Source organism: Effusibacillus dendaii, assembly GCF_015097055.1.
Classification (GTDB): Bacteria; Bacillota; Bacilli; order Tumebacillales; family Effusibacillaceae; genus Effusibacillus; species Effusibacillus dendaii.
Window position 1 is genome coordinate 3153696 of record NZ_AP023366.1, and the last position, 22913, is coordinate 3176608.

A 22913-nucleotide genomic window follows, 5' to 3' on the forward strand; every position below is an offset into this window, starting at 1 on the left:
TGGGAAGTTTTGTTGGATCCCACCTTTCATTCGGATTCTCACTATATTAGCAATCGCAACCTTGTTTGGGCTTGCTGGCCGAACAATATATACATTCATGCAAAGAAAAAAAAGAACATGCCCAAATTGCGGGACGAAAGCATTGGAATATTGGACTATGTGTCATCAGTGCGGGGAAGTACTAGGAAATCACAAAAAAAACACAAATCTTTAGGCTATAGTAAGGGCGACCATTAATATGAAAGGGGAAAAACATGTCGACTCCTACTATTTATTTGGCTTTTGTCGCTGGATTGTTGTCATTTGTGTCACCGTGCTGCTTGCCTCTTTATCCGTCCTATATATCATACATTACCGGCGTATCGTTTGACGAAATGAAATCAGCAGAAAACCGCAAAAAAATACGAAAAAAGGCTTTGCTTCATTCTGTTTTCTTTGTTGTTGGGTTTTCCATCATTTTTATGGCCTTAGGAATGTCCGCCAGCGCGATAGGACAATTGTTTGTGATTTACAAGAATGAGGTCCGACAGGTCGGTGGGATCTTGGTGATTCTTATGGGGTTGTTTCTTGCCGGTGTGATCAAGGCTGATTTTTTATACCGGCAGAAAAAATGGGTCATCCGTTCAAAACCGGCCGGGTATCTTGGTTCCGTACTGGTTGGAATAAGCTTTGCGGCGGGCTGGACGCCTTGTGTCGGTCCAATCCTGGCATCCGTACTTGTGTTGGCCGCAACCAATCCCTCGAGCGGAATGATATTAATGTTCTTTTATGCATTGGGATTTGGCCTTCCATTTTTAATACTCGCGTATACACTCGGGTCTTTGCGGTGGATACTCCGATATTCGGATAAAATCAGTCGAATCGGAGGTTGGCTGATGGTCGCCATGGGCATTTTACTCTTTACCAATTGGATCAGCCGATTAACTGTATGGTTAATAGGATTGTTCGGCGGTTTTGTAGGATTTTAGAATTATGAGGAGTGTTGGACGATTATGAGTAGAAAAACAACATTGATCGTTAGTGCTGCAGGAATTCTTGTAGTGGCGGCCGGGATACTTTTTGCAAACAGTACCGGAAAAACGGAAGTCGGTGCGGGCAAGTCAACTGGTGCGAATGCCGTGGAAAATAAACACACACAAAAACAAAATGCCGCACCGGTTGTGGGATTTCATGCTCCCGATTTTACATTGACAGACTTTGAGGGGAAAAAAGCGACTCTTAGCGAACTCAAGGGAAAACCCGTATTTGTGAATTTCTGGGCGTCTTGGTGTCCTCCCTGTAAAGCGGAGATGCCTGATTTAGTGAAAATGGCAAAGAAATATGAAGGGAAAGTGAGCTTTTACGGGGTTAATTTAACGGTGAATGACGAACCGGAAAACGCGAAGTCCTTTCTTCAATCATTTGGAGTACCCTATCCCAACTTAATGGATACAGATGGAACAGTCGCAAAGCTCTATCAAGTACAGGGGATCCCGACCTCGTTTCTGATTGACGCAAACGGGAAAATTGTGTACACGGCTCCCGGGGCTATGAACGAGCAACAGCTGGATTCGCTGCTTCAAAGAGTAACAGCTTCAAACAATTAATTCTTCAAATAACTAATTAAGGGGAGAAGCGTTATGAACCAGAGAGTGAACAAACTCATTTTATTTACCTTTTCTGCTTGTCCTACAGGGAGAAGTATGGGTACCGTTTTGCGGGAATTAGCATTATCTCATCCGCAGATCAAAGTGGAAACCAAATACATCGATGTTATGATAGAGGAAACCAATTTGTTTCGAATAAAAGAGAATCCAACCACGCTGTTTATAAACGATAAAGGGCATGAACTGTATCGTGTGGAAGGTTTTAAAGAAACAAATGAAATGACGCAAATCATTGATCGGATAAACAGTGGGGAGATCTTCTTACAAACTCAATACGAAGAGAATTCCACTACGATTGAAAAATATGAAATTTTTCTGTATCAAAATCAGGAATTGGTACCATGTGAAGTCTCATATGAAAACAAATCATCTGTAAAAGCACCTCGCATCACAGCAATCCAACAGCTTATAAAAGCGAATTTGGAGGGTTTTTACAATCCCTTTCCACCAGGTACACGTTTGGAGTTGATTGAGTTTCATGGCAGTCTCGCCAGAGTATTTTTAAAAATTCCTGAACAGGTGAAGGATTTGAATGAGAGTTTGATGAAAGAAGCACTGCGGAAAACGCTTCAAAAGTTTGGGGTGTCAGACGTCGAATTAGAATTGAAGTGAGAAAATGGTTTCAAATAAGGAGTTTGTCCATGCAAACTCCTTCTTCTATGCCATTCTTGCGTTGCGAAGGTTTACGTGTTGTCACAACATAGCTTGGTATAAAAGTACAAAAACCATACAGCGTGGTTTTGCTCGTCAGCTGCTGCACGACGAAAACTCTCTTTAATGTAACTATCATGGGCTTTATCCGCGACAGTTAAATAAAAATCGACGGTTTCCTGTTCATCTTCCAGCGCAAATTGCAATCCATTTTTATAATCGGTTGGACATTTCTCAATGATGTGCGGGTATACTTGCCTGCCCGTTAAAGTTATATAAAGCTGTGAGAATACTTGAAAGTGCCGAATCTCGTCCTGTCGGATTTCAAGAATCCGGTCTCTTTCTACGACATTTTTGGCCATTCGGGCTAACTGTTCGTAACAAGCTATTGCGTTGTATTGTCCATTGATAGCTTTAACAATATCACTGAGCAGACTTTGGTCAGGTTCGTACGGCGCGTAATGATAAAAATAAGGATACATGGTGGGTACACACTCCCTTACTTTTAGCGATTTCTATATTTTATGTCGGTATTTTGGGTAGGTACCTAGTACAATACATTTTAATTGGCAGTCCTGCGCCGTAACCAGATACGGTGACTGGGTTACCATTGAGATGTTTGGATGGGTTGTAGATGTCACGGGTGGGCACAACGTCAATGGCATAAGGCGACAGATACAAAGAATATGTTAAATACCTGAGTAAAAAATCATTCCAACCAGCATAGTTGATGTATGATTCAGATTTTGTTTCATAGTTATGAAATCAAATGATATCGCATGGAAGACTGCAAGTGGGCTTAGATTAAGGACGCTTCCCTGATCCCGAAACCGGTACAGAAGCCGTATCCTCGAATTTATACTACTTGTCTCAGCTGGGTTGTTGCCTAACTTTTCATGTTATGCAAAGATTCTCGAAGACATGTATGATCATAAAAAATATAAATTTTAATATAAATCAGAATATTTAAATATAATAATACGGAAATGGTCCAAAAATGGAGAAATGGTAGGTGGTTGAATGGATCGGTACACGCAGCCATTCCAGTTATCCATAGTTGCTCCTCACTTTTTCTGAACCACAACGTACGCAATCTATACACTACTTTACGAAAATTCGGACTAATTGTATGCATGGCGTGTCAGATGTACGACGTAATTCTGTAGGAAAGCATTGATATAACACCGCAATAAGCAGCCTGGATTGCTGGCGGATAAACAAATCCAATTGTAAGGGGGATGCGGGAGTGAAATTCGTCTCTTTCAATCTAATGCCGTATCGGGAGCTGCCGGCGGATTTTGAGGGAAAATACCCAAGCGTATGGGTCACGCCGCCAAAAACATTATTTGATCCGGTGAAGGGTCATCGCATGTATCATGATTATCTGGATGAGCTGGAATTCAGTATTGACCTGGGCTATGATGCGGTCGGGGTAAATGAGCATCACAGCAACGCCTACGGTATGATGCCGTCGCCAAATCTAATGGCGTCCATCCTTTCCCGAAAGGTTCGCCGCAGTGACAAAACCAGTTTGATGGTGCTTGGAAACAGCCTTGCCGCTTATAATCCTCCCATTCGGGTCGCGGAGGAATTCGCCATGTTAGATGTGCTGTCCGGTGGAAAATTCATTGCCGGTTTTCCCGTCGGCACTTCGATGGACGGAAACTATGCGTACGGGATAAACCCTGCGGAGCTTCGTGAGCGGTACTATGAAGCACATGATCTGATTATGAAGACATGGAACAGCGATGACCTAATTATGTGGAACGGCAAATACAACCAGTTCCGTTATATCAACCCATGGCCGCGGACGGCGCAGCGTCCCCATCCGCCTGTTTGGATTCCAGGTGGTGGCAGTGTTGAAACATACGATTTTTCCATCAAACATAACTACTCCTTCTCCTATCTCAGCTATTTCGGACACAAATACGCGAAAAAGGTTATGGGACCTTTCTGGCAGCGAAATGATGAACTTGGCGCGGATCGAAATCCTTATAAGGCCGGTTACGCCCAGATCATCTGCGTATCGGAAACGGATGAACGGGCGCAAACCGATTACGAAGAACATGTCCGTTATTTCTTCAATAAATGTCTGCACATCGATCCCCGCATTGCGGAAGCGCCTGGGTACCGTACCGTGAAGAGTCTGAGAGCAGGACTGCGGTCGCAGTTTGATGGAACCCAAAAAAGTGCCGCACAAATGCTAAAAGACGGAATGGGATGGAAAGAGCTTATCGAGGAAGGGTTTATTGTTGCCGGTTCCCCTGCCAGCGTTCGAGACCAACTGGCTGAGGGGGCAAAGGACCTCCGGGTTGGCAACATTATGTGTCTCCTCCATATTGGTTCGATGCCTCACTGGCTGGCAATCAAAAATCTGCAATTGTTCGCGGAAGAAGTGATGCCCCATTTAAGAGAAATTTACAGCGAATGGGATCACAGCCACTATTGGCCGACTGGTTTTGCGGAAGAAGAACAATCGGGTTCCGTCGCTCAAGTTTAAATCATTTTCCAGTTTAGGGGGGAATACAATGGCAAGCCCGATCGATGAAATCTACCAGGTGAACGATCATGTGACATTCGGCGTAAAAATCGCCGGTCAAGGAGAACCGTTGGTGTTTCTGCATGGAGCGGGAGGTTTGACGTGGGACCCGTTTTTAGATGAATTATCAAATCATTATACGGTATATGCGCCGCACCTGCCGGGAACGGCGACGTCAACAGGACTTGAGAATATAACAAATCTTTGGGATCTGATTCTTTGTTACTATGATCTGTTTGATAAACTCGGCCTTGAATCGGCCAACGTAGTGGGTCATTCGCTGGGTGGAATGATTGCATCCGAACTGGCCGCAACTGATCAGAGCCGGGTGAGTCGATTAATCACGATTGCTCCGGCAGGATTGTTTATGGCAGATCACCCTATCCCTGATATCTTCGCCATGCTTCCGGAGGAAATGGTACCGCTTGTGGTGGCTGATCCGAGCTCTCCTGCTGCCGAAATGCTGCGATACGTTCCGGAAGATTTGGATGAAAGACTGGAGCTTATGATTCATCAAATTCAAAATATGCAGGCAGCTGCCAAATTTTTGTGGCCGATTCCTGACAAGGGTTTAAAGTCCCGAATCCACCGTATCAAGTCTCCTACTCTAATAATTTGGGGAAGAGAGGATCGTTTGATTCCGCTCGTTTATGCAGAAGAATTTCATAACCGCATCCAAGGGTCGGAATTAAAAATCATCGACAACGCATCCCACCTGGTGACCCTCGAACAGACGGCTGAGGCGATATCCTGTATTCGGGATTTCCTTACAACCCACCAGGCTTCGTATAACAAATAAGACCGATAGCAATCTAAACAAATTATTGATAAATTTCACGATCGAAAGGACACGCGAATGTTCCAATCTGCCTGTCCTTTTCTCATGTGCAACGAATAGAGAGTATTCGGGAAAGAAGATTAACAAATTTGTTGGTTTTTCCCGTATGATAGAGACATAAAAATGGAGAAGGTCTCCCAGCGTCAGAAATAAAGTAGGTGCCCTCATGCAATTGCAAACCCGCTATATGCATATGCCCAGGGAAGCCGTTGAAGTAAAGAGCGTGTTGATTCTCGGGATGTGTTTGCTGTATATGATATCGTTTTTTGTGCACATCCGCTTGTTTACTTTGCTTCTTTGTCTTCTGTCAGTAACCGTCTTTCTGCTCAGTTTGTCTGACGCCAAACCGGTGCCCCGCTTTTTTAGTATTTGTATGTTTGTCGTCGGAGTGCTCCTGAATTTCGTAAAAGGCAATGGGATCGTGGGAACGGTTAACGGAATTTTGACCAATTTACCGCTTTTGTGGTTGGTTCTGTTAGTGCCTTTAGTCTCGATTCCGTTGAAAATGGCCGGATACTTCTCGTCGATCCATTTTTTTCTGAAATAATGGATTGCGGATGCGAGAAAAATGTTTGGCAGCATGTCGTTGTTTGTGTTCACTCTGGGGCCTATTTTAAATCTGGGATCGATTCGTGTCCTGCATGACATGATCAAAGATCTCAAATTAGCTCCGGTGCTGGTGGCGAAATCAAATTTGGCAGGTTTTTCGACCGTGATTTTATGGTCGCCCTATTTTGCTTCTGTCGCCCTTGTCCTTTATTATCTCAATGTCCCGGTTTCCCATTATATTCCGCTGGGACTTACCCTGGCGGTTGTTCAATTGGTGATCGGTAACCTGTTGTTTGGCCTGTGGTTTCGGAAAAAAGGCATGCTGCAACGCGGGGTGCGCTCCCTCGAAGCCGAATATCAGGATACCGCGTTGCATCGAAAAAAGCTCCGCCATTTGGGCGGCTTTCTGGTGTTGTTGGTAGGGTTGATTTTTCTGTTGGAACATGTAACGAAATGGCCGATGATGTATCTGGTCAGTCTGATTTCGATTTTCTATCCGGTCCTCTGGTTGACCGGGAAACAGGAGTGGAAGGAAGCGGCACCGCATTTTCAGGACTTCAAAATCTCGACGGTCCGTACGATGAACAATGAAATTGTGCTTTTTATTAGCGCCGGTCTGTTCGGCAAAGCGATGGCAGGCACTACATTTGCCGCTGGCATCAAATCGTTCCTCAATCTGGTGGCAACTGCATCATTTGTGTATTTGATTGTTGCGGTGATAGCGATCATTCTGGTTTTAACGTTTGTTGGAGTTCATCAAATGTTTTGTCGAACATAACGCGATTACGGTCGGACTTCGATGGCACGGGATTTATTTGCGTACTATGCTGATCGCCGGTTCTCTATTTGTTTATCTCATTCATTAGATAAGGAGCAGGAAGATGAAACCTAAAGTAGTCGCTTATAAAAAGATTCCAAAGGAAATTGAAGAGTTTATTGCAGAAACGTGTGAAATCACATTTTGCGGCAATTTGAACGATGAAAACCGAGCTGATTTTCTGGAAAAAATACAGGAGGCGGCAGGATTAATCGGAAGCGGTTTAAAAGTGGACAAGGAACTGTTGGATCAGATGCCCGCATTAAAAATCGTCAGCAACATGTCTGTCGGGTACGACAATCTGGATGTTCAGGAACTCACAAAGCGTCATATACTGGCAACCAATACGCCCGATGTTTTGAACGAGACAACGGCCGATACGATATTTGGCTTGCTTTTGGCAACGGCAAGAAGATTTCCGGAACTGCATAATTATGTAAAGGATGGGCGTTGGAAGGAAATCATCGGCGAGGATTTGTTTGGAGTTGATGTTCATCACAAAGTGCTCGGCATTATTGGCATGGGGCGGATTGGTACCGTGATTGCCAAGCGTGCCCATTTGGGCTTCGGCATGGAAATTTTATATCATAACCGGAGCCGCCATCAGGAAGCGGAGCATCAATACGGGGCTACATATTGCAGTCTTGACGAGTTGCTGCAGAAATCTGATTTCGTCTGTCTGATGACACCGCTTACTCCTCACACGGAGCATTTGATCGGGGAAAGAGAGTTTCGGTTGATGAAAAAAACGGCCATTTTCATTAACGGGTCACGCGGGAAAACGGTTAACGAGCAGGACTTGGTACGTGCGCTGGAAAACCGGGAGATTCTGGCGGCCGGACTGGATGTTTTTCAAAAAGAACCAATCGATCCGGATCACCCGCTTTTAAAGCTGGAGAATGTGGTGCTGCTTCCGCATGTCGGGTCGGCCACCTACGAGACCCGTTTCGCTATGGCGAAACTGGCCGCTGAAAATCTGGTCAAAGGACTGCAAGGCGAACATCCGCCGAGTCTGATTAATCCTGAGGTGTTGGGGAAATAGGGAGATCAAATGGTGTTTCATTTCGCCGTGTTCCATAGTAGGGCACGGCGAAATTTTTTTCGTAAAATTTCACTCAGTGGAATTTTGCGTCGCTTACATTGACGCCTTACTTTTGCCATCCCTATAATTACCGTAGATAGAATTTATAAAAAATTCAGAAAAGAGGTGTTTTTGATGTCCATGCCGGGTTTAAGTACGGGAACGATTGCGGCTCGACTTAATCGGATGCCTATCACTCGATTGCACTTTCGAATGATTGTAGCATTGTCTTTGATTTTCTTGTTCGAACTTGGCGATTTGAACACGTTTAGTTACGCCACGCCAGGGTTAATCAAATACTGGAATCTGTCTGTAAGTTCGGTAGGTGTAATCGTGTCTGCATCGTTTTTCGGCATGTTTCTTGGGGCTTGGCTTGGTGGTTGGTTCTCAGACTTGGTAGGCCGCCGCAAGGCATTGATATGGTCCACTGCGTTTTATTCTATCATGTCACTTGTAAACGCTTTTACAACAGATACAACAGAATTAGCCACTGTAAGATTTCTGACCGGAATTGGAATGCAGGCCATGTCTGTGACCGGACTCACCTACATCAGTGAAATGTTTCCCAAGGATGTTCGAGGGAGATATTTACCGGAATCGCCCCGATGGTTGGAAATTAAAGGCCGCAGTCAGGAAGCTGAGAAAATACTCAATGATTTGGAAACCGAAGTGGAAACGTACCTGGGGCGCTCATTACCCGAAATGAGAGATTTCGAACCTGTCCAGCAATCTGCAAAGGTACCTGTAGCGGAACTGTTTAGTAAAGAATTGCGAAAACGGACGATTGTTCTTTCACTCGCATGGATTTTCGTTATTTTAGGCTTTTATGGTTTCTCCGCCTGGGTTCCGACGCTGTTGGTACAACACGGATACTCTGTCGTAAAAAGCTTGAATTACTCGTTCATTATCAGTCTTGGCGCTGTCCCGGGAGCGCTTCTCGCCTGGCCGATTACCGATCGGTTCGGGCGCAAGCAAAGCTTATTTGTAATCATGTTTATCGTGGCCTTCTGTGTCATCATGTACGGATTGGCTTTCAATGAAACAACCGTCATCATATTCGGTTTCCTCACCGCTATGCTTCTTCAAACCCAGACCGCGCTGTTGTATTCCTACTCTCCAGAGATTTTCCCAACCAGAATACGTTCCGTAGGTACAGGATTTACCGGAGGACTGGGGCGACTGGGTAATGTGGCCGGCGGTTTATTGGTAGCCGCAATTTTCAATGCGTTTGGTTATGCGGCGGTATTCATCTATGTGGCGGCAGCATTTCTTATGGGTGGTTTTCTGATCGGTATATTTGGTGAACGAACGGCGAAGCGGGCACTCGAGACTATTTCAAAATGAAACTAATTTATAGAGAGGAAGATGTCAGTGGCTTGTGAGACAATGCAGCTCGCGGAATATATCGTGGCAGGCAGCCGCGGGTTGTTAAATGATTCTGCTGTTTTGAACATGGCGCAGGAAGCGCTGCTGGATGGTGCATACTCTCATGTCATCGAACTTGATGATATCGAGAGAACGGCATATTTGCATCCCGGAATAGCGCCGATCAGTGCAGCTTTAGCGGCTTATTCGATCAATCCCGCGGTCTCGGAAGAAGATTTTTTGCGGGCGATTGTGGTCGGATATGAAGTTGGGATTCGTGTCGGGCGTGCCGTTAATCCTTCACATTATCGTTTATGGCATACGTCGGGGACGGCGGGTGCATTCGCAGCCGCAGCGGCCTCGGCGGTGATACTGGGGCTTACTGTTGAACAGACGGCATGGGCACTTGGAAACGCAGGCACTGAAGCCGCTGGCTTGTGGCAATTTAACCCCGACGGTGCACTGACCAAACCTTATCATATCGGAATGGCTGCGGTTCACGGACTTTTGGCGGCCATGGCGGCTCAAGAGGGTCTCACAGGGGCCCATCGGATTCTTGAAGGGGATCAGGGGTTTTTAGCGGCAATGTCAACTGATCCAAGGCCGGAAGCTTTGGTGGAAGGGCTTGGTGATGCTTCACCGGCGATTTGGGGAATATCCCGAAAAAGATGGGCATCCTGCCGATTTACGCATCCGCCGATTGACGCCGTACTGGAAGCTCGGAAAGAGGGGGCTGCTGAAACGTTTGAGCGTGCGGTTGTGGAAACATTTGACACGGCCATCCGGGTGGCGGGACACCGTGATCCCAAAACGCCCCAGGAAGCGAAGTTCAGCATTGCTTACTGCTGCGCATTGGCATGGATAAAAGGTGGTGCCGCAGTAGACGGATTCAATGCTGAACAAAACCGTTCCGATCCGTTTTTTGAAGAGGTGTTTTCTCGAATCGAGGTCATAGAGAACTCCAGATATTCAGCATTAATGCCTCAATTCATGCCGGCAAGCATAATCACTAATCCAAGGGCTGGAGGTTCCTGTCACCCAATGCCACATTTATACTGTTACCCATTACGGATTTAAGCTTGGGCGATAGCACCGAGTATTACAGCGCACCATTTACGTGTACTACTTGTACTCAATTGTACGGGAGATTACATTTTTATTTTCATTTTTATCGTAAAGTTATTTTAAAGACTATCGCTAAAAAGGTTTGGGAATTAAAGTCGGGGACAAGTGGATAGTGTCGAAGTCAAAATGTACATACTATCCACATTCCAATACTAAACTTATGAACTCAGAAAGGAATGTACTTTTTATGGCAACTGTTCTCTACATTACAGCTCATCCTCATGACGAAACGCAATCTTACAGCATGGCGGTCGGGAAAGCTTTTATCGAATCGTACCGCGAAGCGAATCCGAACGATGAAGTGATTTATTTGGATCTTTACAAACAAAATATCCCTTACATAGACACAGATGTATTCAGTGGCTGGGGAAAACTTCGTTCTGGCAGTGATTTTAACCAACTGTCCGACAGCGAAAAGGCAAAGGTCGGTCGCCTGGCTGAGTTGACAGATCAATTTGTTGCCGCAGACAAGTATGTGTTTGTAACTCCTATGTGGAACTTTTCTTTTCCGCCTGTGATGAAAGCCTATATCGATTCGCTTTGCACCGCAGGAAAAACGTTTAAATATACGGAACAAGGTGCTGTAGGCCTCTTGACGGACAAAAAAGCGTTGCACATCCAAGCGCGAGGCGGTATTTATTCAGAAGGTCCAGCAGCGGAAATGGAAATGGGACATCGGTACCTTGGAGTTATAATGCAATTTTTTGGCATTCCTTCATTTGAAGGGCTGTTCATTGAAGGCCATAACCAATTCCCGGAGCGTGCCCAGGAAATTAAAGAAGAAGCGATAGCCCGCGCACGTCAACTGGCGAAAACCTTTTAAAAAGAAACCGAATTTGGAGATAAAAGAAGAGGGCGTGATTGCCCCCTTTTTTATCTCTGCAAGTTGCTATTCAACTGAATGGATCGGGTACAGTCTTCCATTTAAAGCGAAAGACGCTTTTCCGGTCTCTTCGGAAACAACCAGCACGAGGGCATCGCTCCGTTCCGTCAGACCGATGGCAGCACGATGACGAGTTCCGAGTTTTTTCTCTCCAATTCTCGCATTTGAGAGAGGAAGAACGTTAGCTGCTGAAACGATCTGATTGGATTGAATCAATACAGCTCCATCATGCAACGGGCTCCCTGTAAAAAAAATCGATTCCAACAAGGGGGATGTTAATGCTGCACCAATGGGCGTTCCCGGAGTAAGCAAATTGGCAAGTGAATCCTCCCGTTGTATCACGATTAAAGCACCTTGTCGCCGTTCCGAAAGGTTCTTTACAGTCACCGATAAGTCAATAAATTTATCCGTATAGGGAGACAAATAACACATTAAGTAAAATGACGCGGCTTGAGATTCGACCCACGCGAAGCGTTCCTTAATTTGTTCAAAAGTACCAAGCAGACAGTAGTCTTCATTATCCATGGATTGTATGCTTTGGTTCATTTTTTGCACAATTTGTCTCAAATTTTCTTTCACCTGCAGTTTCATCGGAGAAAAGTCACAGTCTTGCTGCTCCATATGGTACACCTCATTTCGGTATCCCTTTGCTTTTTAATGTAGCCATACAAAGCGAACACCATTCTTCTACGTTCCCTGTTGTAAACCATATCTAAAAAGGCGGCGATTTGTATCGCCACCCGGTTCGTCAGATTAGCGGATATTGAACTCTTCAAGCAAAATTTTGTCTGTTTGGGGTGTCGTCAATCCCAAATGCCAACATCCCATCCCTGCCAGTCCAAATTCTTTGACCAGACGAAACTTGGCCAGGAGACTGCGGGGATCTTCAAACCATACCTCATGCAAAGCCCCTTGATCATCTATATAACGGAACCATGGTGAGGCCGCTGTTTCATCAAAATGGACTTCACTTTTATGTGAAATATACAATGAAATCGCTTGTAGAGTGGAGTACGCTGTGTCCGTTCTCTTATTTCTCGAAATCGTCCAGTCATACGCGTACTGTGGTATTCCAAGCATAAGTTTTGATTTTGGCACAACAGATACCGCATAATTTACTGTGGACCTTACTCTGTTTATGGGGGCAATCGGACCGGAAAGACCGCCAAGCCAGTGCCAATCGTAAGTCATCAAAAACATCTTGTCCACGTATTTCCCAAACGTTTTGTAATCATAACCAGCCGCATAGGATGGATTCTGATCTCCTTCTTTGGGAGGTACAGCGATAAGAACTTGCATTCCTGATGGATGAAGTTCCTGGGTTGCTTCTTTTATAAATTGATTTAGATGGTTACGGTCTTTCGGGTGAATCCGTTCAAAATCAATCACTACACCTTTGTAATCATGGTTGTGTAAAAGTGAATGGATATTGTTAATGAATCGTTTGCGCACCTTTGCACTGCTCATTAAATGATGAATAAGATCAGGATCAAATCCCTTTTCACTTAAGTTGGTAATGGTTGCATAGGGGGGTAAATTTTTTCCAGGGCAATTGTGTGCGCTTGATTTTCTAGAAGATTGCTTAAATTTCCTTGATAATCTGGGCGATATCGAATAGAAACAAACTTGAAAGCGCATTTTTATAATTGTTTGGCATGAATTCATTGTTTGCTTTATCTTTTGGGACAAAATAGGTTCCGGTCCAAACGTCCATTTTCGGCAGACGAGGTATATTCAACTTTTGCCCAGGAACAAGAACGGCACTTTTTAAATCATTGTAACTCATTATCGATTCCTCTGTGGTTGCATGGCGTTTCCCGATTTCCAAAAGGCTTTCCCCGGGTTGAACAATATAAGTAGAACCGGGAAGCAAGAGAGCTTGTCCCACCACAAGGTGTGCATCTTTGTTAACCCATTTAATTTGGCGATTTCCTCAAGTGGAAACTTATATTGCTTAGAAATCTTTTCTAAACTGTCTCCGTAACGAACAGCATGAATCACTTGGGCATGAGCAACCAGAGGAGAAATCAAAATCAGAATCATAGTTCCGAATATGGCGGTTAATTTCCTAATCATTGTGCATCCTCCTGTTTAACCCTGCAGGTAAGTGAATTTGCTTCCGGCTACCTACAGTTGATGGGTTTGTGCGATAACCTCGCCCAGATCTTTATGCAATTTTTCAATCTCATTACGATTTAACAGAATTGGAAGCATGCCAGAGGTTATCACCATAGAGTCTTCGCCGCTATTTTTCAGTTTAGTCAGCTGCTCATACATCTCGTGTAGTTGTTCTTCGTTCCAGACAGAATATGTGGGAGTATTTCTGATCGTCTTTATGATGAATTCTTTTCTATCCGGACTTATTTCTCCGGAGAGAAAATCGCCATTATAAGATCCCATTGTAAAAATATCCCTTCTATAACAAATTTTCTTCGGGAATATCTTCTCCTTACCCTATGGAAAAAATTCTTCAAAATAGCGGAGCTTATCCCTGTCCCTATAATGTTAAAATAAGTTGCAGGATCGGAAAAAAGGAGATATCACTATGAATCATAAATCCTTTACACAGCGCGGTATTGATCGGGTTTGGGATGTGGTAGCTAGACCTGGAGGAGGCCCCCATATCCGTGTCGGTCAGGTTTTGGAACCGGGACATTGGAAAGAATTTGATCCTTTCCTGTTTATGGCGGAAGACTGGTTTCAGCAAGGAACTTTTGATTTTCATCCCCATCGGGGGATAGAGACGGTAACTTTTGTTATCGAAGGAAAGCTGAGGCACGAAGACAATCATGGGGGATACGGCGTATTGGAACCGGGAGATGTGCAATGGATGACGGCAGGTCGAGGGATCATTCACTCAGAGGATCCCTTGCCGGGAGAAACGGTACATAGCTTGCAGCTTTGGGTCAATCTTCCCCGTGATCAGAAAATGACGGAGCCCCGTTATCAGGACCTGCGATCAGCAGAAATGCCGGTACGTCATGAAGAAGGGGCGCTTGTCCGTGTCTTTTCCGGTTCGTCGGCAGATATTACAGCCAATACGCTCAATCATGTACCGGTCACTTATGTGGAGTTGGTTTTACAAGCGGGCGCAACCGTAACTCAAGACATACCTGGAAGCTATAATGGATTTATCTATGTGCTTGAGGGGAGCGGTTACTTCGGTGTACATCATACACGAGGAGAAGAAAGCCAGGTTCTATGGCTGGGGTCTGTTAACGGTGCAGAGGAGAGTGAAATCACTATCCGGGCAGAGAAACCGTTACGAGCCATACTTGCAGCAGGACGGCCTCTTGGTGAACCTGTAGTCGCATATGGTCCATTCGTGATGAATTCAGAAGAAGAAATCAGACAAGCTTTTCACGATTACCATGCAGGAAAATTCGGCCCCGAAAGAAATTAAGGGTTAGAAAAGAGAAGGGGGAGTCGATAAATTCGACTCCCTATGCTTTCAGCACATCATGGTCCACATATCGTTCCCCGTTCATCTCACTGATGATATTAATAGCCACTTTAGCGCCGTCACCTGACGTTATGATGGTGTGCATCGATACCCCTGCTACAGTTCCGGCTGCCCAGATTCCTGGAATGCCTGTTTTCCCTTGAGCATCGACTTCAATAATGCTCTTGATCCTTGGTTCTGTCCCCGGAACGATTTTAAGTCCGATTTTCTCGGCCAGTTGAACCGACATCCCCGTGGCGAAGATCACATATGTAGTTTCAAACGATTTGCCGCTTTCTGTAACAACGGTATGCTTGCCGTTTTCCGTACGAATATCTGACACTACGTCTTCAATAAATTCTGCGCCAAACTTGGCAGCCTGTTTTTTGCCAATTTCAATCATGTCAGGACCTGAAATTCCGTCTACCCCATAATGGTTCTCCATCCATGCTCGCTTGGTGACACTTTGATTGCTGTCAATGACCAGGGTTTTCTTGCCCGCTTTGCTGGTGAAAAGAGCTGCACTTCCACCGGTAGGTCCGGCTCCGATAACGATCACATCGTACATATTGAAAACCTCCTTTAAAAAAGTTATTCCAATATATTATTCACTATAAATAAGTAAGTTATGTATGTAAAGTGATTTCTGTTACAGGAGCAAACCAAAGCGCTTCCATTTCGATGAAAATACCGTGAAGATGGAGTCAGTTCCTTTTTCATCAAATTTTCATCTTGTTCCTATATCATGGTTGCGTGAGTTCCAAACTTGCTCTTTGAACACTCCTTCCAACTACGGAATTGCTGTTGAGGTAGCGGATTCTTGGGTAATCACACCTTCTGGTGTGAAATTGACCAAGCGACCCCTGCCGTTCCGACAGTTGAGTTGGCCTCAGCCAACAAACGCAATCCTTCTTGCAAAATGTTTTGACTGGCATTGTGGTAACGATCATGCAGAGTACCACATTTCGGGCAGGTCCACTCACGCAACTTAAGATTCTTCACGTCTTTATTGCGATAACCGCAGGCAGGTGTCGAACACAGTTGGCTCGATGGGAAGTTTTTGGCCACTGCTGTAATGGTTCTTCCATACCAGTTCGCCTTGTATTCCAGCATCCTGCGGCAGGTGGCCCATGCCGTTTCGGATATTGCTTTTGCCAACTTATGATTCTTGACCATGTGGGACACTTGCAGATCTTCCAAGCAGATCGTTTGGTCCTGCCTGCAGTTGGCGATTTTCTCATGGATCAAAGCCACTTTTCGTTTGGCTTGATACCAGTGTGTTCCGCTTTTTGTGCGTCTTGCCAAAATGCGTTGCCAACTGGCGAGTTGCTTCTCATATTTACGCAGGTGCTTTGGATTGGGAACCACTTGTCCGTTGGAGCAAACGGCAAACTCTTTGATGCCAAGGTCAACCCCGATGGATGCATCTGTTTGCGGAAGTGGTTGAATGTCGACTTCACAGAGGAGGGAAACAACGTATTTGCCTGTCCGATTTCTCCGTACCGCAACCGAAAGGATGCGACCTTCAACTTCTCTTGACTTGGCAAATCGAACCCAACCCAGTTTGGGTAATTTCAGCTTGTTTCCCACGACGGCAATGTTGTTGTTGGTAGATTTGGTGGTATACGATTGTACGGGGGTTTTGCGGCTCTTGAAGCGAGGGGGTTCGTTTTGATTGCGAAAAAAGCGATCGAACGCATCTGCCAGATTGCGAACAGCCGATTGCAACGCAGTGCTGTCCACTTCCTTGAGCCAAGCAAAGTCTTGCTTTAAAACAGGAAGCTGTATTGCACAAGTGTGGTAGGATAAGCCTACTCCTGTTTCTTTATAAGCGTCGTTCCACTGTGCAAGGAAGTGGTTAAAAACATTTCCATCATTATAGCACGTATGTTCGTACGTTAGAATTAAAAGAAAAAGTCGATTCATCCCCCGCCTGTAGAGGTAGGAGTCTTCTCGACTTATATGATAAAAGGAGATTGCCGTAATGAATTATGATATATTGATATCTTTTATTCATCAGTTTGGATATGCGGCGCTGTTTTTTTCTCTTTGGTTGGGAATAGTTGGAATGCCCGTCCCAGATGAAGTGATCGTCATGACCGGAGGTATGGTATCCGCACTGCACATTCTTAAGCCGCTGCCTGCCTTGTTTCTCACATACTCAGGTGTGGTATCAGGGTTGACGCTCGGGTATGTGGTGGGAAAGAAGGCGGGAGTTCCTGCTTTAAATCGCTTGATTCAAAAGAAAAAGGCAGAGAAATTTTTAACAAAATCTCATGAAATAGTCGCTCGTTTTGGAAGTTACGCACTCTGCGTGAGTTATTTTTTTCCTGTGGTGCGTCACTTGATTCCCTATTTGGTGGGCATTAGCAACATGCCGTTTCCACGATATGCCTTGTTTTCGTATATAACGGGATTGATTTGGACTTCTATGTTTTTTACGCTTGGGTACTTTATGGGCGATCATGTAGAACAAATTGGATCTGCTGTTCATACGTATGGATGGTATATCCTGGTCGGCAGTACTGTTTTAGGTCTTGTCTACTGGCTCGCTCATCGGATACGAATTCGATTCTTAGCAGATTGAAGTCAAAATTTTGACTAAAGGATGCTTGAGTCCATCTTCTGTTTAGAAAGAAGAAAGTAGAAACTTGGTAAAACGACCCCAAAAAAGAAAATCTCTCCTCCGAATAGATTTGATAGAAACGCAAATTAATAGACAACCATCTAATTTACGGAGGGAAATTACCATGAAAATGCGTAAAACGGCAATTGGATTAACAGCGTTTTCACTAATCGCAAGTTTGAGTGCAGTACCGGCCCTTGCTGAGAAGGATGACCATGGACAACACGATAACGGTAAGCATCTCGGATGGTATAAACAACAGTATTCTGTCAGTTTTGATGATATTGATGGAGATTTCTCCTGGGCCAAGGATGCCATTCAACAACTGGCAAAAGAAGGAATTGTACACGGAGTAGACGCCAAACATTTCCAACCGAACGGTCAATTGACTCGAGCTCAATTTGCGGCGCTTGTCAGCAATTATTTTTCGCTGCAACCGGCAAATTCCAATCAAGAAGACTTTCAGGATGTACATGTCGGGGATTGGTATTTCAAGGCGGTGGAGGCTTCCAAAGACTATATGACTATGTTTACGAATGTCAGCGGTGGCTATGATTTCAAACCCAATCTGCCGATCAATCGTGCAGAAGCGGCGGTAACTCTTGTACAGGTGTTGTTGAAACAAAATGCCATTCAGCTTGTATCCGCGGATCAAGCGAATCAAATTTTAAGCGGTTATACGGATGCAAATCTGATCCCGCAACAACTTCGGATTCATGTGGCAACAGCCATTCAGGCAGGTTTGATGAAGGGTATCGGAGCGAATCGTTTTGATCCTTTGACTACTTTAAATCGAGCTCAGGCTGCTGCATTATTATATCGTTTGCAGAACCAGCTTCAGATACCGCCGATCGACAGCAACGGGAATCCGGTCACTGAGGTGCCGCCGGGAACTCCAAGTTCAAATCCCGGAAGCACAAATGGAACACTTACCGTAACGTATCAGTCACCGTCCTATGTCGTGTCCATTGGGAACCCGATTTATGTGAGCAGCAGCCAGTTTGGATCCGTCTATTTAATTCCGAACAACTATACAGCGCCCAATAGTGTAAGTTCTTTGGATGATTTTGTTAACGCAAATCTTGGATCGAAAACGAGCGTCACACAAGCAAATACATCTGTTGCGTTGAGTACTGCGAATCTTGCTGGTGGATACTATTCCATTTATGCTGCTGATCTGTATGGAAACATTACAAAATTGAACAATACGGTTCAGTTGGTGTCTTCCCAATCGGCTGCTATATCAAGCGTACAGTTACAATCCAATACGACCGATTCTTCTGGGGCCGTTCATTTAACGCTTAATATCCAAACGACCAATGTCAGCAATAACACACAAGCGGTAGCAGAATTGGTTACCAGCGGAGGGTCTTCCTTGAATCCTTCCCTCACTGCACAGACGACCATCTATAACAATTCCGGGACTGTTACGTTGGATATCCCCGCTGGCCTGCAGTCCGGAAATTATAAAGTGAAGGTGACAGTCGGAAATTCCATCAATCAAAGCGTAAATTTTACAAAATAAGAGGATAAGAACTGTCAAGACATGTGGCTGCCAAACGGCAGCTGTTTTTGTATGGAGCAGAAACTGGAAGTAATCGTTATAAGTTAAGAGTATATGTTCAAAAGGGGTACTACGATGAAGACTGCTGAAGCGAAAGTGAAAGCGATACTCCTCGCTGATGATCCTGAATCGTTTGTAACGCGCCGCATTCCGGAAGTGAGTCTGGAATTTGGAGGGATTCCGGGTGACCGCCATTTTGGAATCACAGCACCTTCAGATTCACGTCAACCTATGTATCCCAGACAGAAATCCTCAACCGACGCCAGATTACAATCCTATCTGAAGAAGAATGTGAAATTGTAGCGGAGCAATTGGGGATTGAACGGGTGTTGCCCGAATGGTTAGGCGCCAATATGTTATTTGGCCAAAGAATTTGTTCGTGCCGCATACAAGCGACGAGGGATTGTGTGTGCAGTTGAGCGTCCGGGGAAAATCCGGGAAGGAGATCACGTGCGGATCCTTATCAATGATTTTAGTAACCCGATGCAATAAAGACAATGAGAAAGGTAAGATTAACGATTGACAGGAACCAACCCGGTTGATGCAGAAGATATGTTCAAGAGGCTGTTACCGACGTACGAATCCTCGGGGTGGTAGTTACAGGGACACCCGAAAGACTAAGAGCTTTAAAAGGACAAAGCTACGTAAAGACGGCGCCACTTGGGGCGATGTGGAGAAATATTAAAAACACGACACCCGGCATTTTGGGCTGTGACAAGGGAGGGGTATTCGACAAAAAGCTTGAGCGTGTTAGCTCAAGCTTTTTGCATGACGAAATTATAGGTTTCTTGCAACCCGGTAACTATATCATATGCGGGACGCCACCCCAACTGATGATAGGCTTTTTTGTTCTCCATCTCCCTAGAAGTCCGGTGAGAAATACCGGTTTACCATGTGGCATGGCCTTTCCAGGTTGGGATCGGTTCCAGTTCCAGATTCCGAAGCGAAATGAGCGGAACAGACCCTGTGAAAATAATGTGCCGCCGGAAGTCACATCGGTGACGTTGTGTACCAAATAACGCAAATAGTCTTCCTGCCCTTTGCTTTTCTTGTATAACCGGGCTTTTAACAAATAGAACCCTGTCAAATCAGGGTGTTGCGCTAGGATTTCCACGACATGTCCCAGTCTTCCCAAACCGCTTCGCAAAGTATCTACATAAGTGGATACCCCTCCAATATGCGGAAGGGGCCAATAGGTTGCTACCAATATTCTCAATAAACAATCCCCCTTGCTTTTTTCATGGTGCAAAAGAACATGGCTTATAGCTTTCACTATATTCGGTTTCAGGTATTTTGTTATCGGCGGGTGAACATGTTTTCGGTTCTCATAACGTATTGCATTCGTTCTTCAGCAAGAACTATTATTAAAGGTAACCATAGTTCATCCCCCGGCGATCTGGTTGCTGAGTCGGGAAAAGTGAGTGATTTCGAAGCATGCGGCATGCGGTTTGTTTTACACATGTAAACAAATATTTCCCAAACCGGGAAGGCGGAGTCCCTGTTCTTGCGGATATAAGCGGGGAGGTTCCGACAGGAGCCATTCTTACTCTTGTAGGACCTTCCGGATCCGGAAAAAGTACGTTGTTGTCGCTTTGCAATCTGCTGCTGACCCCGGATGACGGTGAGATTCGAATCCATGGCAAGGAAGTGCGGGAATGGGACATTCCAGTGCTTCGCAGCCAGGTCGGCATGGTGTTTCAAACGCCGACGATGCTTCCGGGAACGGTTCGCGACAATCTGGAGGTTGGCGCCCATCTGCACGGTCTTGAACTGGAAAAACCGGAGCAATTTCTGTTGCGTGTAGGCCTTCCTGAAGAAATCATGTCGCAAAACGCCCAAGACCTGTCGGGAGGTCAAAAACAGCGGTTGTCACTTGCCCGCACCCTGGTCAATCGGCCATCCGTCTTGTTGTTGGACGAGATTACATCTGCGCTTGACATCACATCTGCACGAGAGGTGGAGGAGTTGGTTCTTCAAGTCAATCGGGAGCAGAAAACCACAATTTTGTGGGTGACGCATGATTTGATGCAGGCCCGAAAAGTAGGCGATTTGACCTGGCTTTTGGTTGACGGAAAAATAGTCGAAGCGGCGGATACGGCCACATTTTTTGCTGAGCCAAGGGAAGAACTCACCCGCCGGTTTTTAAAGGGAGAATTGTCAGGGAGGGGAACCCGGTGAGCCTTGTTGCGTTGTCTTTGAGCTTAGGATTTATCGTTCTTGCATTGCTTCTCTCCCTATGGTTGAAACTTGGGTTGGAACGGGATCTGGTGATCGCCACTTTTCGTTCCGCTATACAGCTTCTGATTGTGGGTTATGTGCTAAAAGCGGTTTTTGCATTGCAAGATCCGATTTTTAATCTGATCATGGTCATGCTGATGATTGGAGTTGCTACCCAAAATGTGGTAAAGCGGGGGAAAGGGCTGCGGGGGATCACCTGGCGGATATTGGCCGCACTCTCCTTGTCAGAAGCTGTCATTCAAGGCTTCCTGATTGTATTTCATATTGTTCCGCCGACACCGCAATACGTGATTCCAATCAGCGGCATGATAGTAGGAAACTCGATGATTGTTGCGGGGCTGCTTCTCAATCGTTTGCAGTCGGAAGTGGCAACGCGCAAGCAGGAGATTTTGCTTTTGCTATCGTTGGGCGGGACTCCCAAACAGTCGATTCGCCACGTTCTTAAGGAAGCGCTCCGCGCAAGCATGATTCCAACGATCGACAGCTCGAAAACGATCGGATTGGTACAATTGCCGGGCATGATGACAGGGCAGATCATCGCGGGCGCGGATCCGATTCAGGCTGTCAGATACCAGTTGCTGATCGTGTTTTCCTTGTTGGCGGCTGCGGCGCTAACCAGCATTATCCTGGGGTTTCTGGCATCCCCCTGTTTGTTTAATGAACATCAACAGCTCGTTGTGGGCAGTTCGAACTGAAGAAACTTATTATTGTTGGGAATTTATTATTGTTGGGAGGTTGCAAAAATGGATTTGGGTCTTAAAGACAAAGTGGTTGTGGTGACAGGGGCCAGCTTGGGAATCGGTCTTGCCATAACAAGGGAGTTTTTACGTGAGGGTGCGAAGGTTGTGGGGGGAAGCCGACGGCCTGACAACTTGGAGAAGCTTGGCCATGCTGAAAATCTGATTCCGGTGTCGGTCGATTTGAGTACGCCTGAGGGACCTGACTTGATAGTTGATAAGGCAATTGAAGCTTTTGGCAAGATCGACATTTTAATTAACAATGTCGGAATCGCTCCTGCCAGAGAAGGGTTCTTGAGTGTGAGTGACGAGGATTGGGAGGATGTGCTGGAAACAAACTTTATGAGTATGGTCCGTGCTTCCCGTGCGGCTCTCCCGCACATGATCAAGCAAAAAAGCGGAGTGATTCTAAACATTTCATCCGAGAGCGGACGCCAACCGGATACTATTTTGGTCGATTACAGCGTATCGAAAGCCGCCATGCTGAGCCTTTCAAAAGCACTTGCAAACGAGTATGGTCCGATGGGGATCCGTGTGAATGCCGTCTCGCCGGGACCTACAAGGACTCCGCTTTGGGACAATCCGGGAGGTTTCGCCGAAGGGTTAGCAGCTCAATTTGGAATGGATAAAGAAGAGGCCATCGTACATTTTGCAAGGAATGTGCGTCAACTGCCGCTTGGGAGACTCGGTACTCCGGAAGAAGTCGCATCTGTGGTCGTCTTCCTTGCTTCCGAACAGGCTGCATTCGTTACCGGGGCGGAGTACACAGTGAACGGCGGCTCACTTCGAGCATTTTAAGAAACGCCACAGGG

General features: G+C 45.5%; 25 protein-coding genes and 1 pseudogene. 18 read left to right on the forward strand and 8 right to left on the reverse strand.

Annotated features, from left to right (window positions below; all coding sequences use genetic code 11):
• Positions 1–254: 254 nt before the first annotated feature.
• The 3 genes from skT53_RS16745 to skT53_RS16755 are packed head-to-tail and all read left to right on the forward strand — an operon-like array spanning position 255 to position 2258.
• Complete coding sequence (locus tag skT53_RS16745; protein WP_200758925.1) at positions 255–968, forward strand: cytochrome c biogenesis CcdA family protein; 714 nt, start codon at positions 255–257, stop codon at positions 966–968.
• Positions 969–992: 24 nt separating this feature from the next.
• Entirely contained in the window at positions 993–1586 is a 594-nt protein-coding gene (locus tag skT53_RS16750; RefSeq protein WP_200758926.1) for a TlpA family protein disulfide reductase, read from the forward strand.
• Between the two features lie 45 nt (positions 1587–1631).
• On the forward strand, positions 1632–2258 hold the full coding sequence (locus skT53_RS16755; protein WP_200758927.1) for a thioredoxin family protein: 627 nt from the start codon (positions 1632–1634) through the stop codon (positions 2256–2258).
• A gap of 71 nt (positions 2259–2329) precedes the next feature.
• Here skT53_RS16755 and skT53_RS16760 read toward each other — a convergent pair whose 3' ends face one another.
• A complete protein-coding gene (locus skT53_RS16760; protein WP_200758928.1) occupies positions 2330–2779 on the reverse strand; it encodes a ferritin-like domain-containing protein in 450 nt (149 codons plus the stop codon).
• 764 nt (positions 2780–3543) lie between these two features.
• Between skT53_RS16760 and skT53_RS16765 the strand changes: the two genes are divergently transcribed.
• The 8 genes from skT53_RS16765 to skT53_RS16800 all read left to right on the forward strand — a co-directional run bounded on the left by skT53_RS16765 (position 3544) and on the right by skT53_RS16800 (position 11434).
• Entirely contained in the window at positions 3544–4797 is a 1254-nt protein-coding gene (locus skT53_RS16765) for an LLM class flavin-dependent oxidoreductase (protein ID WP_200758929.1), read from the forward strand.
• A 28-nt stretch (positions 4798–4825) separates the two neighbouring features.
• Positions 4826–5635: an alpha/beta fold hydrolase gene (locus skT53_RS16770; RefSeq protein ID WP_200758930.1), complete on the forward strand. Its 810-nt coding sequence runs from the start codon at positions 4826–4828 to the stop codon at positions 5633–5635.
• A 205-nt stretch (positions 5636–5840) separates the two neighbouring features.
• The gene (locus tag skT53_RS16775; RefSeq protein WP_200758931.1) at positions 5841–6221 is read left to right on the forward strand and encodes a hypothetical protein; all 381 of its coding nucleotides are present in this window, start codon (positions 5841–5843) and stop codon (positions 6219–6221) included.
• 21 nt (positions 6222–6242) lie between these two features.
• Positions 6243–7001 carry a hypothetical protein gene (locus skT53_RS16780; RefSeq protein ID WP_200758932.1) on the forward strand — a complete coding sequence of 253 codons (759 nt, stop codon included), beginning with the start codon at positions 6243–6245 and terminating at the stop codon, positions 6999–7001.
• A gap of 103 nt (positions 7002–7104) precedes the next feature.
• On the forward strand, positions 7105–8082 hold the full coding sequence (locus tag skT53_RS16785) for a 2-hydroxyacid dehydrogenase (protein WP_200758933.1): 978 nt from the start codon (positions 7105–7107) through the stop codon (positions 8080–8082).
• A 174-nt stretch (positions 8083–8256) separates the two neighbouring features.
• Complete coding sequence (locus skT53_RS16790; RefSeq protein ID WP_200758934.1) at positions 8257–9465, forward strand: MFS transporter; 1209 nt, start codon at positions 8257–8259, stop codon at positions 9463–9465.
• A gap of 27 nt (positions 9466–9492) precedes the next feature.
• On the forward strand, positions 9493–10563 hold the full coding sequence (locus skT53_RS16795; protein ID WP_200758935.1) for an MmgE/PrpD family protein: 1071 nt from the start codon (positions 9493–9495) through the stop codon (positions 10561–10563).
• Positions 10564–10798: 235 nt separating this feature from the next.
• Positions 10799–11434, forward strand: a complete 636-nt coding sequence (locus skT53_RS16800; RefSeq protein WP_200758936.1) for an FMN-dependent NADH-azoreductase — start codon at positions 10799–10801, stop codon at positions 11432–11434.
• A 66-nt stretch (positions 11435–11500) separates the two neighbouring features.
• On the opposite strand, the gene cdaS is transcribed toward skT53_RS16800, so the two are convergent.
• The 4 genes from cdaS to skT53_RS16815 all read right to left on the reverse strand — a co-directional run bounded on the left by cdaS (position 11501) and on the right by skT53_RS16815 (position 13894).
• On the reverse strand, positions 11501–12115 hold the full coding sequence (gene cdaS, locus skT53_RS16805) for a sporulation-specific diadenylate cyclase CdaS (protein WP_200758937.1): 615 nt from the start codon (positions 12113–12115) through the stop codon (positions 11501–11503).
• A gap of 132 nt (positions 12116–12247) precedes the next feature.
• Positions 12248–13159, reverse strand: coding sequence for a glycosyl hydrolase family 18 protein (locus tag skT53_RS16810; RefSeq protein WP_226375264.1), 912 nt, complete (start codon positions 13157–13159; stop codon positions 12248–12250).
• A gap of 120 nt (positions 13160–13279) precedes the next feature.
• Positions 13280–13570: a LysM peptidoglycan-binding domain-containing protein gene (locus skT53_RS18915; protein WP_264175976.1), complete on the reverse strand. Its 291-nt coding sequence runs from the start codon at positions 13568–13570 to the stop codon at positions 13280–13282.
• 51 nt (positions 13571–13621) lie between these two features.
• Positions 13622–13894 carry a hypothetical protein gene (locus tag skT53_RS16815; RefSeq protein ID WP_200758938.1) on the reverse strand — a complete coding sequence of 91 codons (273 nt, stop codon included), beginning with the start codon at positions 13892–13894 and terminating at the stop codon, positions 13622–13624.
• Positions 13895–14039: 145 nt separating this feature from the next.
• On the opposite strand from skT53_RS16815, the gene skT53_RS16820 reads away from it, so the two are divergent.
• A complete protein-coding gene (locus skT53_RS16820) occupies positions 14040–14897 on the forward strand; it encodes a pirin family protein (RefSeq protein ID WP_200758939.1) in 858 nt (285 codons plus the stop codon).
• Positions 14898–14937: 40 nt separating this feature from the next.
• On the opposite strand, the gene skT53_RS16825 is transcribed toward skT53_RS16820, so the two are convergent.
• Both skT53_RS16825 and tnpB read right to left on the reverse strand, forming a co-directional pair.
• Entirely contained in the window at positions 14938–15504 is a 567-nt protein-coding gene (locus skT53_RS16825; protein ID WP_200758940.1) for an NAD(P)/FAD-dependent oxidoreductase, read from the reverse strand.
• 260 nt (positions 15505–15764) lie between these two features.
• Positions 15765–16862 (reverse strand): IS200/IS605 family element RNA-guided endonuclease TnpB, encoded by a 1098-nt coding sequence (gene tnpB / locus skT53_RS16830; protein ID WP_200758941.1) that lies wholly within the window; start codon positions 16860–16862, stop codon positions 15765–15767.
• A 58-nt stretch (positions 16863–16920) separates the two neighbouring features.
• Here tnpB and skT53_RS16835 point away from each other — a divergent pair, with 58 nt between their 5' ends.
• From skT53_RS16835 to skT53_RS16845, 3 genes and pseudogenes are all read left to right on the forward strand, one after another.
• On the forward strand, positions 16921–17523 hold the full coding sequence (locus skT53_RS16835) for a DedA family protein (protein WP_200758942.1): 603 nt from the start codon (positions 16921–16923) through the stop codon (positions 17521–17523).
• A 163-nt stretch (positions 17524–17686) separates the two neighbouring features.
• Entirely contained in the window at positions 17687–19087 is a 1401-nt protein-coding gene (locus tag skT53_RS16840; protein WP_200758943.1) for an S-layer homology domain-containing protein, read from the forward strand.
• A 114-nt stretch (positions 19088–19201) separates the two neighbouring features.
• A pseudogene (locus tag skT53_RS16845) lies at positions 19202–19618 on the forward strand (MOSC domain-containing protein).
• Between the two features lie 310 nt (positions 19619–19928).
• On the opposite strand, the gene skT53_RS16850 reads toward skT53_RS16845, so the two are convergent.
• Positions 19929–20342, reverse strand: coding sequence for a hypothetical protein (locus skT53_RS16850; RefSeq protein WP_200758944.1), 414 nt, complete (start codon positions 20340–20342; stop codon positions 19929–19931).
• A 218-nt stretch (positions 20343–20560) separates the two neighbouring features.
• On the opposite strand from skT53_RS16850, the gene skT53_RS16855 reads away from it, so the two are divergent.
• From skT53_RS16855 to skT53_RS16865, 3 genes are read left to right on the forward strand one after another with little or no spacing between them, the layout of a single operon-like run.
• The gene (locus skT53_RS16855; protein WP_200758945.1) at positions 20561–21304 is read left to right on the forward strand and encodes an ABC transporter ATP-binding protein; all 744 of its coding nucleotides are present in this window, start codon (positions 20561–20563) and stop codon (positions 21302–21304) included.
• Positions 21301–22059: an ABC transporter permease gene (locus skT53_RS16860; protein ID WP_200758946.1), complete on the forward strand. Its 759-nt coding sequence runs from the start codon at positions 21301–21303 to the stop codon at positions 22057–22059. The genes skT53_RS16855 and skT53_RS16860 overlap by 4 nt, the downstream gene beginning before the upstream one ends.
• Positions 22060–22107: 48 nt before the next feature.
• Positions 22108–22899, forward strand: a complete 792-nt coding sequence (locus skT53_RS16865; protein ID WP_200758947.1) for an SDR family NAD(P)-dependent oxidoreductase — start codon at positions 22108–22110, stop codon at positions 22897–22899.
• Positions 22900–22913 lie beyond the last annotated feature (14 nt).

Excerpts from the sequence above, each read along its gene's own strand:
- skT53_RS16835 (WP_200758942.1), top strand. The coding sequence starts at position 16,921 with ATGAATTATGATATATTGATATCTTTTATTCATCAGTTTGGATATGCG.
- skT53_RS16760 (WP_200758928.1), bottom strand. The coding sequence starts at position 2,779 with ATGTATCCTTATTTTTATCATTACGCGCCGTACGAACCTGACCAAAGT.
- skT53_RS16770 (WP_200758930.1), top strand. The coding sequence starts at position 4,826 with ATGGCAAGCCCGATCGATGAAATCTACCAGGTGAACGATCATGTGACA.
- skT53_RS16780 (WP_200758932.1), top strand. The coding sequence starts at position 6,243 with ATGTTTGGCAGCATGTCGTTGTTTGTGTTCACTCTGGGGCCTATTTTA.
- skT53_RS16750 (WP_200758926.1), top strand. The coding sequence starts at position 993 with ATGAGTAGAAAAACAACATTGATCGTTAGTGCTGCAGGAATTCTTGTA.
- cdaS (WP_200758937.1), bottom strand. The coding sequence starts at position 12,115 with ATGGAGCAGCAAGACTGTGACTTTTCTCCGATGAAACTGCAGGTGAAA.
- skT53_RS16800 (WP_200758936.1), top strand. The coding sequence starts at position 10,799 with ATGGCAACTGTTCTCTACATTACAGCTCATCCTCATGACGAAACGCAA.
- skT53_RS16745 (WP_200758925.1), top strand. The coding sequence starts at position 255 with ATGTCGACTCCTACTATTTATTTGGCTTTTGTCGCTGGATTGTTGTCA.
- tnpB (WP_200758941.1), bottom strand. The coding sequence starts at position 16,862 with ATGAATCGACTTTTTCTTTTAATTCTAACGTACGAACATACGTGCTAT.
- skT53_RS16855 (WP_200758945.1), top strand. The coding sequence starts at position 20,561 with ATGCGGCATGCGGTTTGTTTTACACATGTAAACAAATATTTCCCAAAC.
- skT53_RS16775 (WP_200758931.1), top strand. The coding sequence starts at position 5,841 with ATGCAATTGCAAACCCGCTATATGCATATGCCCAGGGAAGCCGTTGAA.
- skT53_RS16815 (WP_200758938.1), bottom strand. The coding sequence starts at position 13,894 with ATGGGATCTTATAATGGCGATTTTCTCTCCGGAGAAATAAGTCCGGAT.
- skT53_RS16790 (WP_200758934.1), top strand. The coding sequence starts at position 8,257 with ATGTCCATGCCGGGTTTAAGTACGGGAACGATTGCGGCTCGACTTAAT.
- skT53_RS16785 (WP_200758933.1), top strand. The coding sequence starts at position 7,105 with ATGAAACCTAAAGTAGTCGCTTATAAAAAGATTCCAAAGGAAATTGAA.
- skT53_RS16810 (WP_226375264.1), bottom strand. The coding sequence starts at position 13,159 with ATGAATTCATGCCAAACAATTATAAAAATGCGCTTTCAAGTTTGTTTC.
- skT53_RS16865 (WP_200758947.1), top strand. The coding sequence starts at position 22,108 with ATGGATTTGGGTCTTAAAGACAAAGTGGTTGTGGTGACAGGGGCCAGC.
- skT53_RS18915 (WP_264175976.1), bottom strand. The coding sequence starts at position 13,570 with ATGATTAGGAAATTAACCGCCATATTCGGAACTATGATTCTGATTTTG.
- skT53_RS16820 (WP_200758939.1), top strand. The coding sequence starts at position 14,040 with ATGAATCATAAATCCTTTACACAGCGCGGTATTGATCGGGTTTGGGAT.
- skT53_RS16825 (WP_200758940.1), bottom strand. The coding sequence starts at position 15,504 with ATGTACGATGTGATCGTTATCGGAGCCGGACCTACCGGTGGAAGTGCA.
- skT53_RS16840 (WP_200758943.1), top strand. The coding sequence starts at position 17,687 with ATGAAAATGCGTAAAACGGCAATTGGATTAACAGCGTTTTCACTAATC.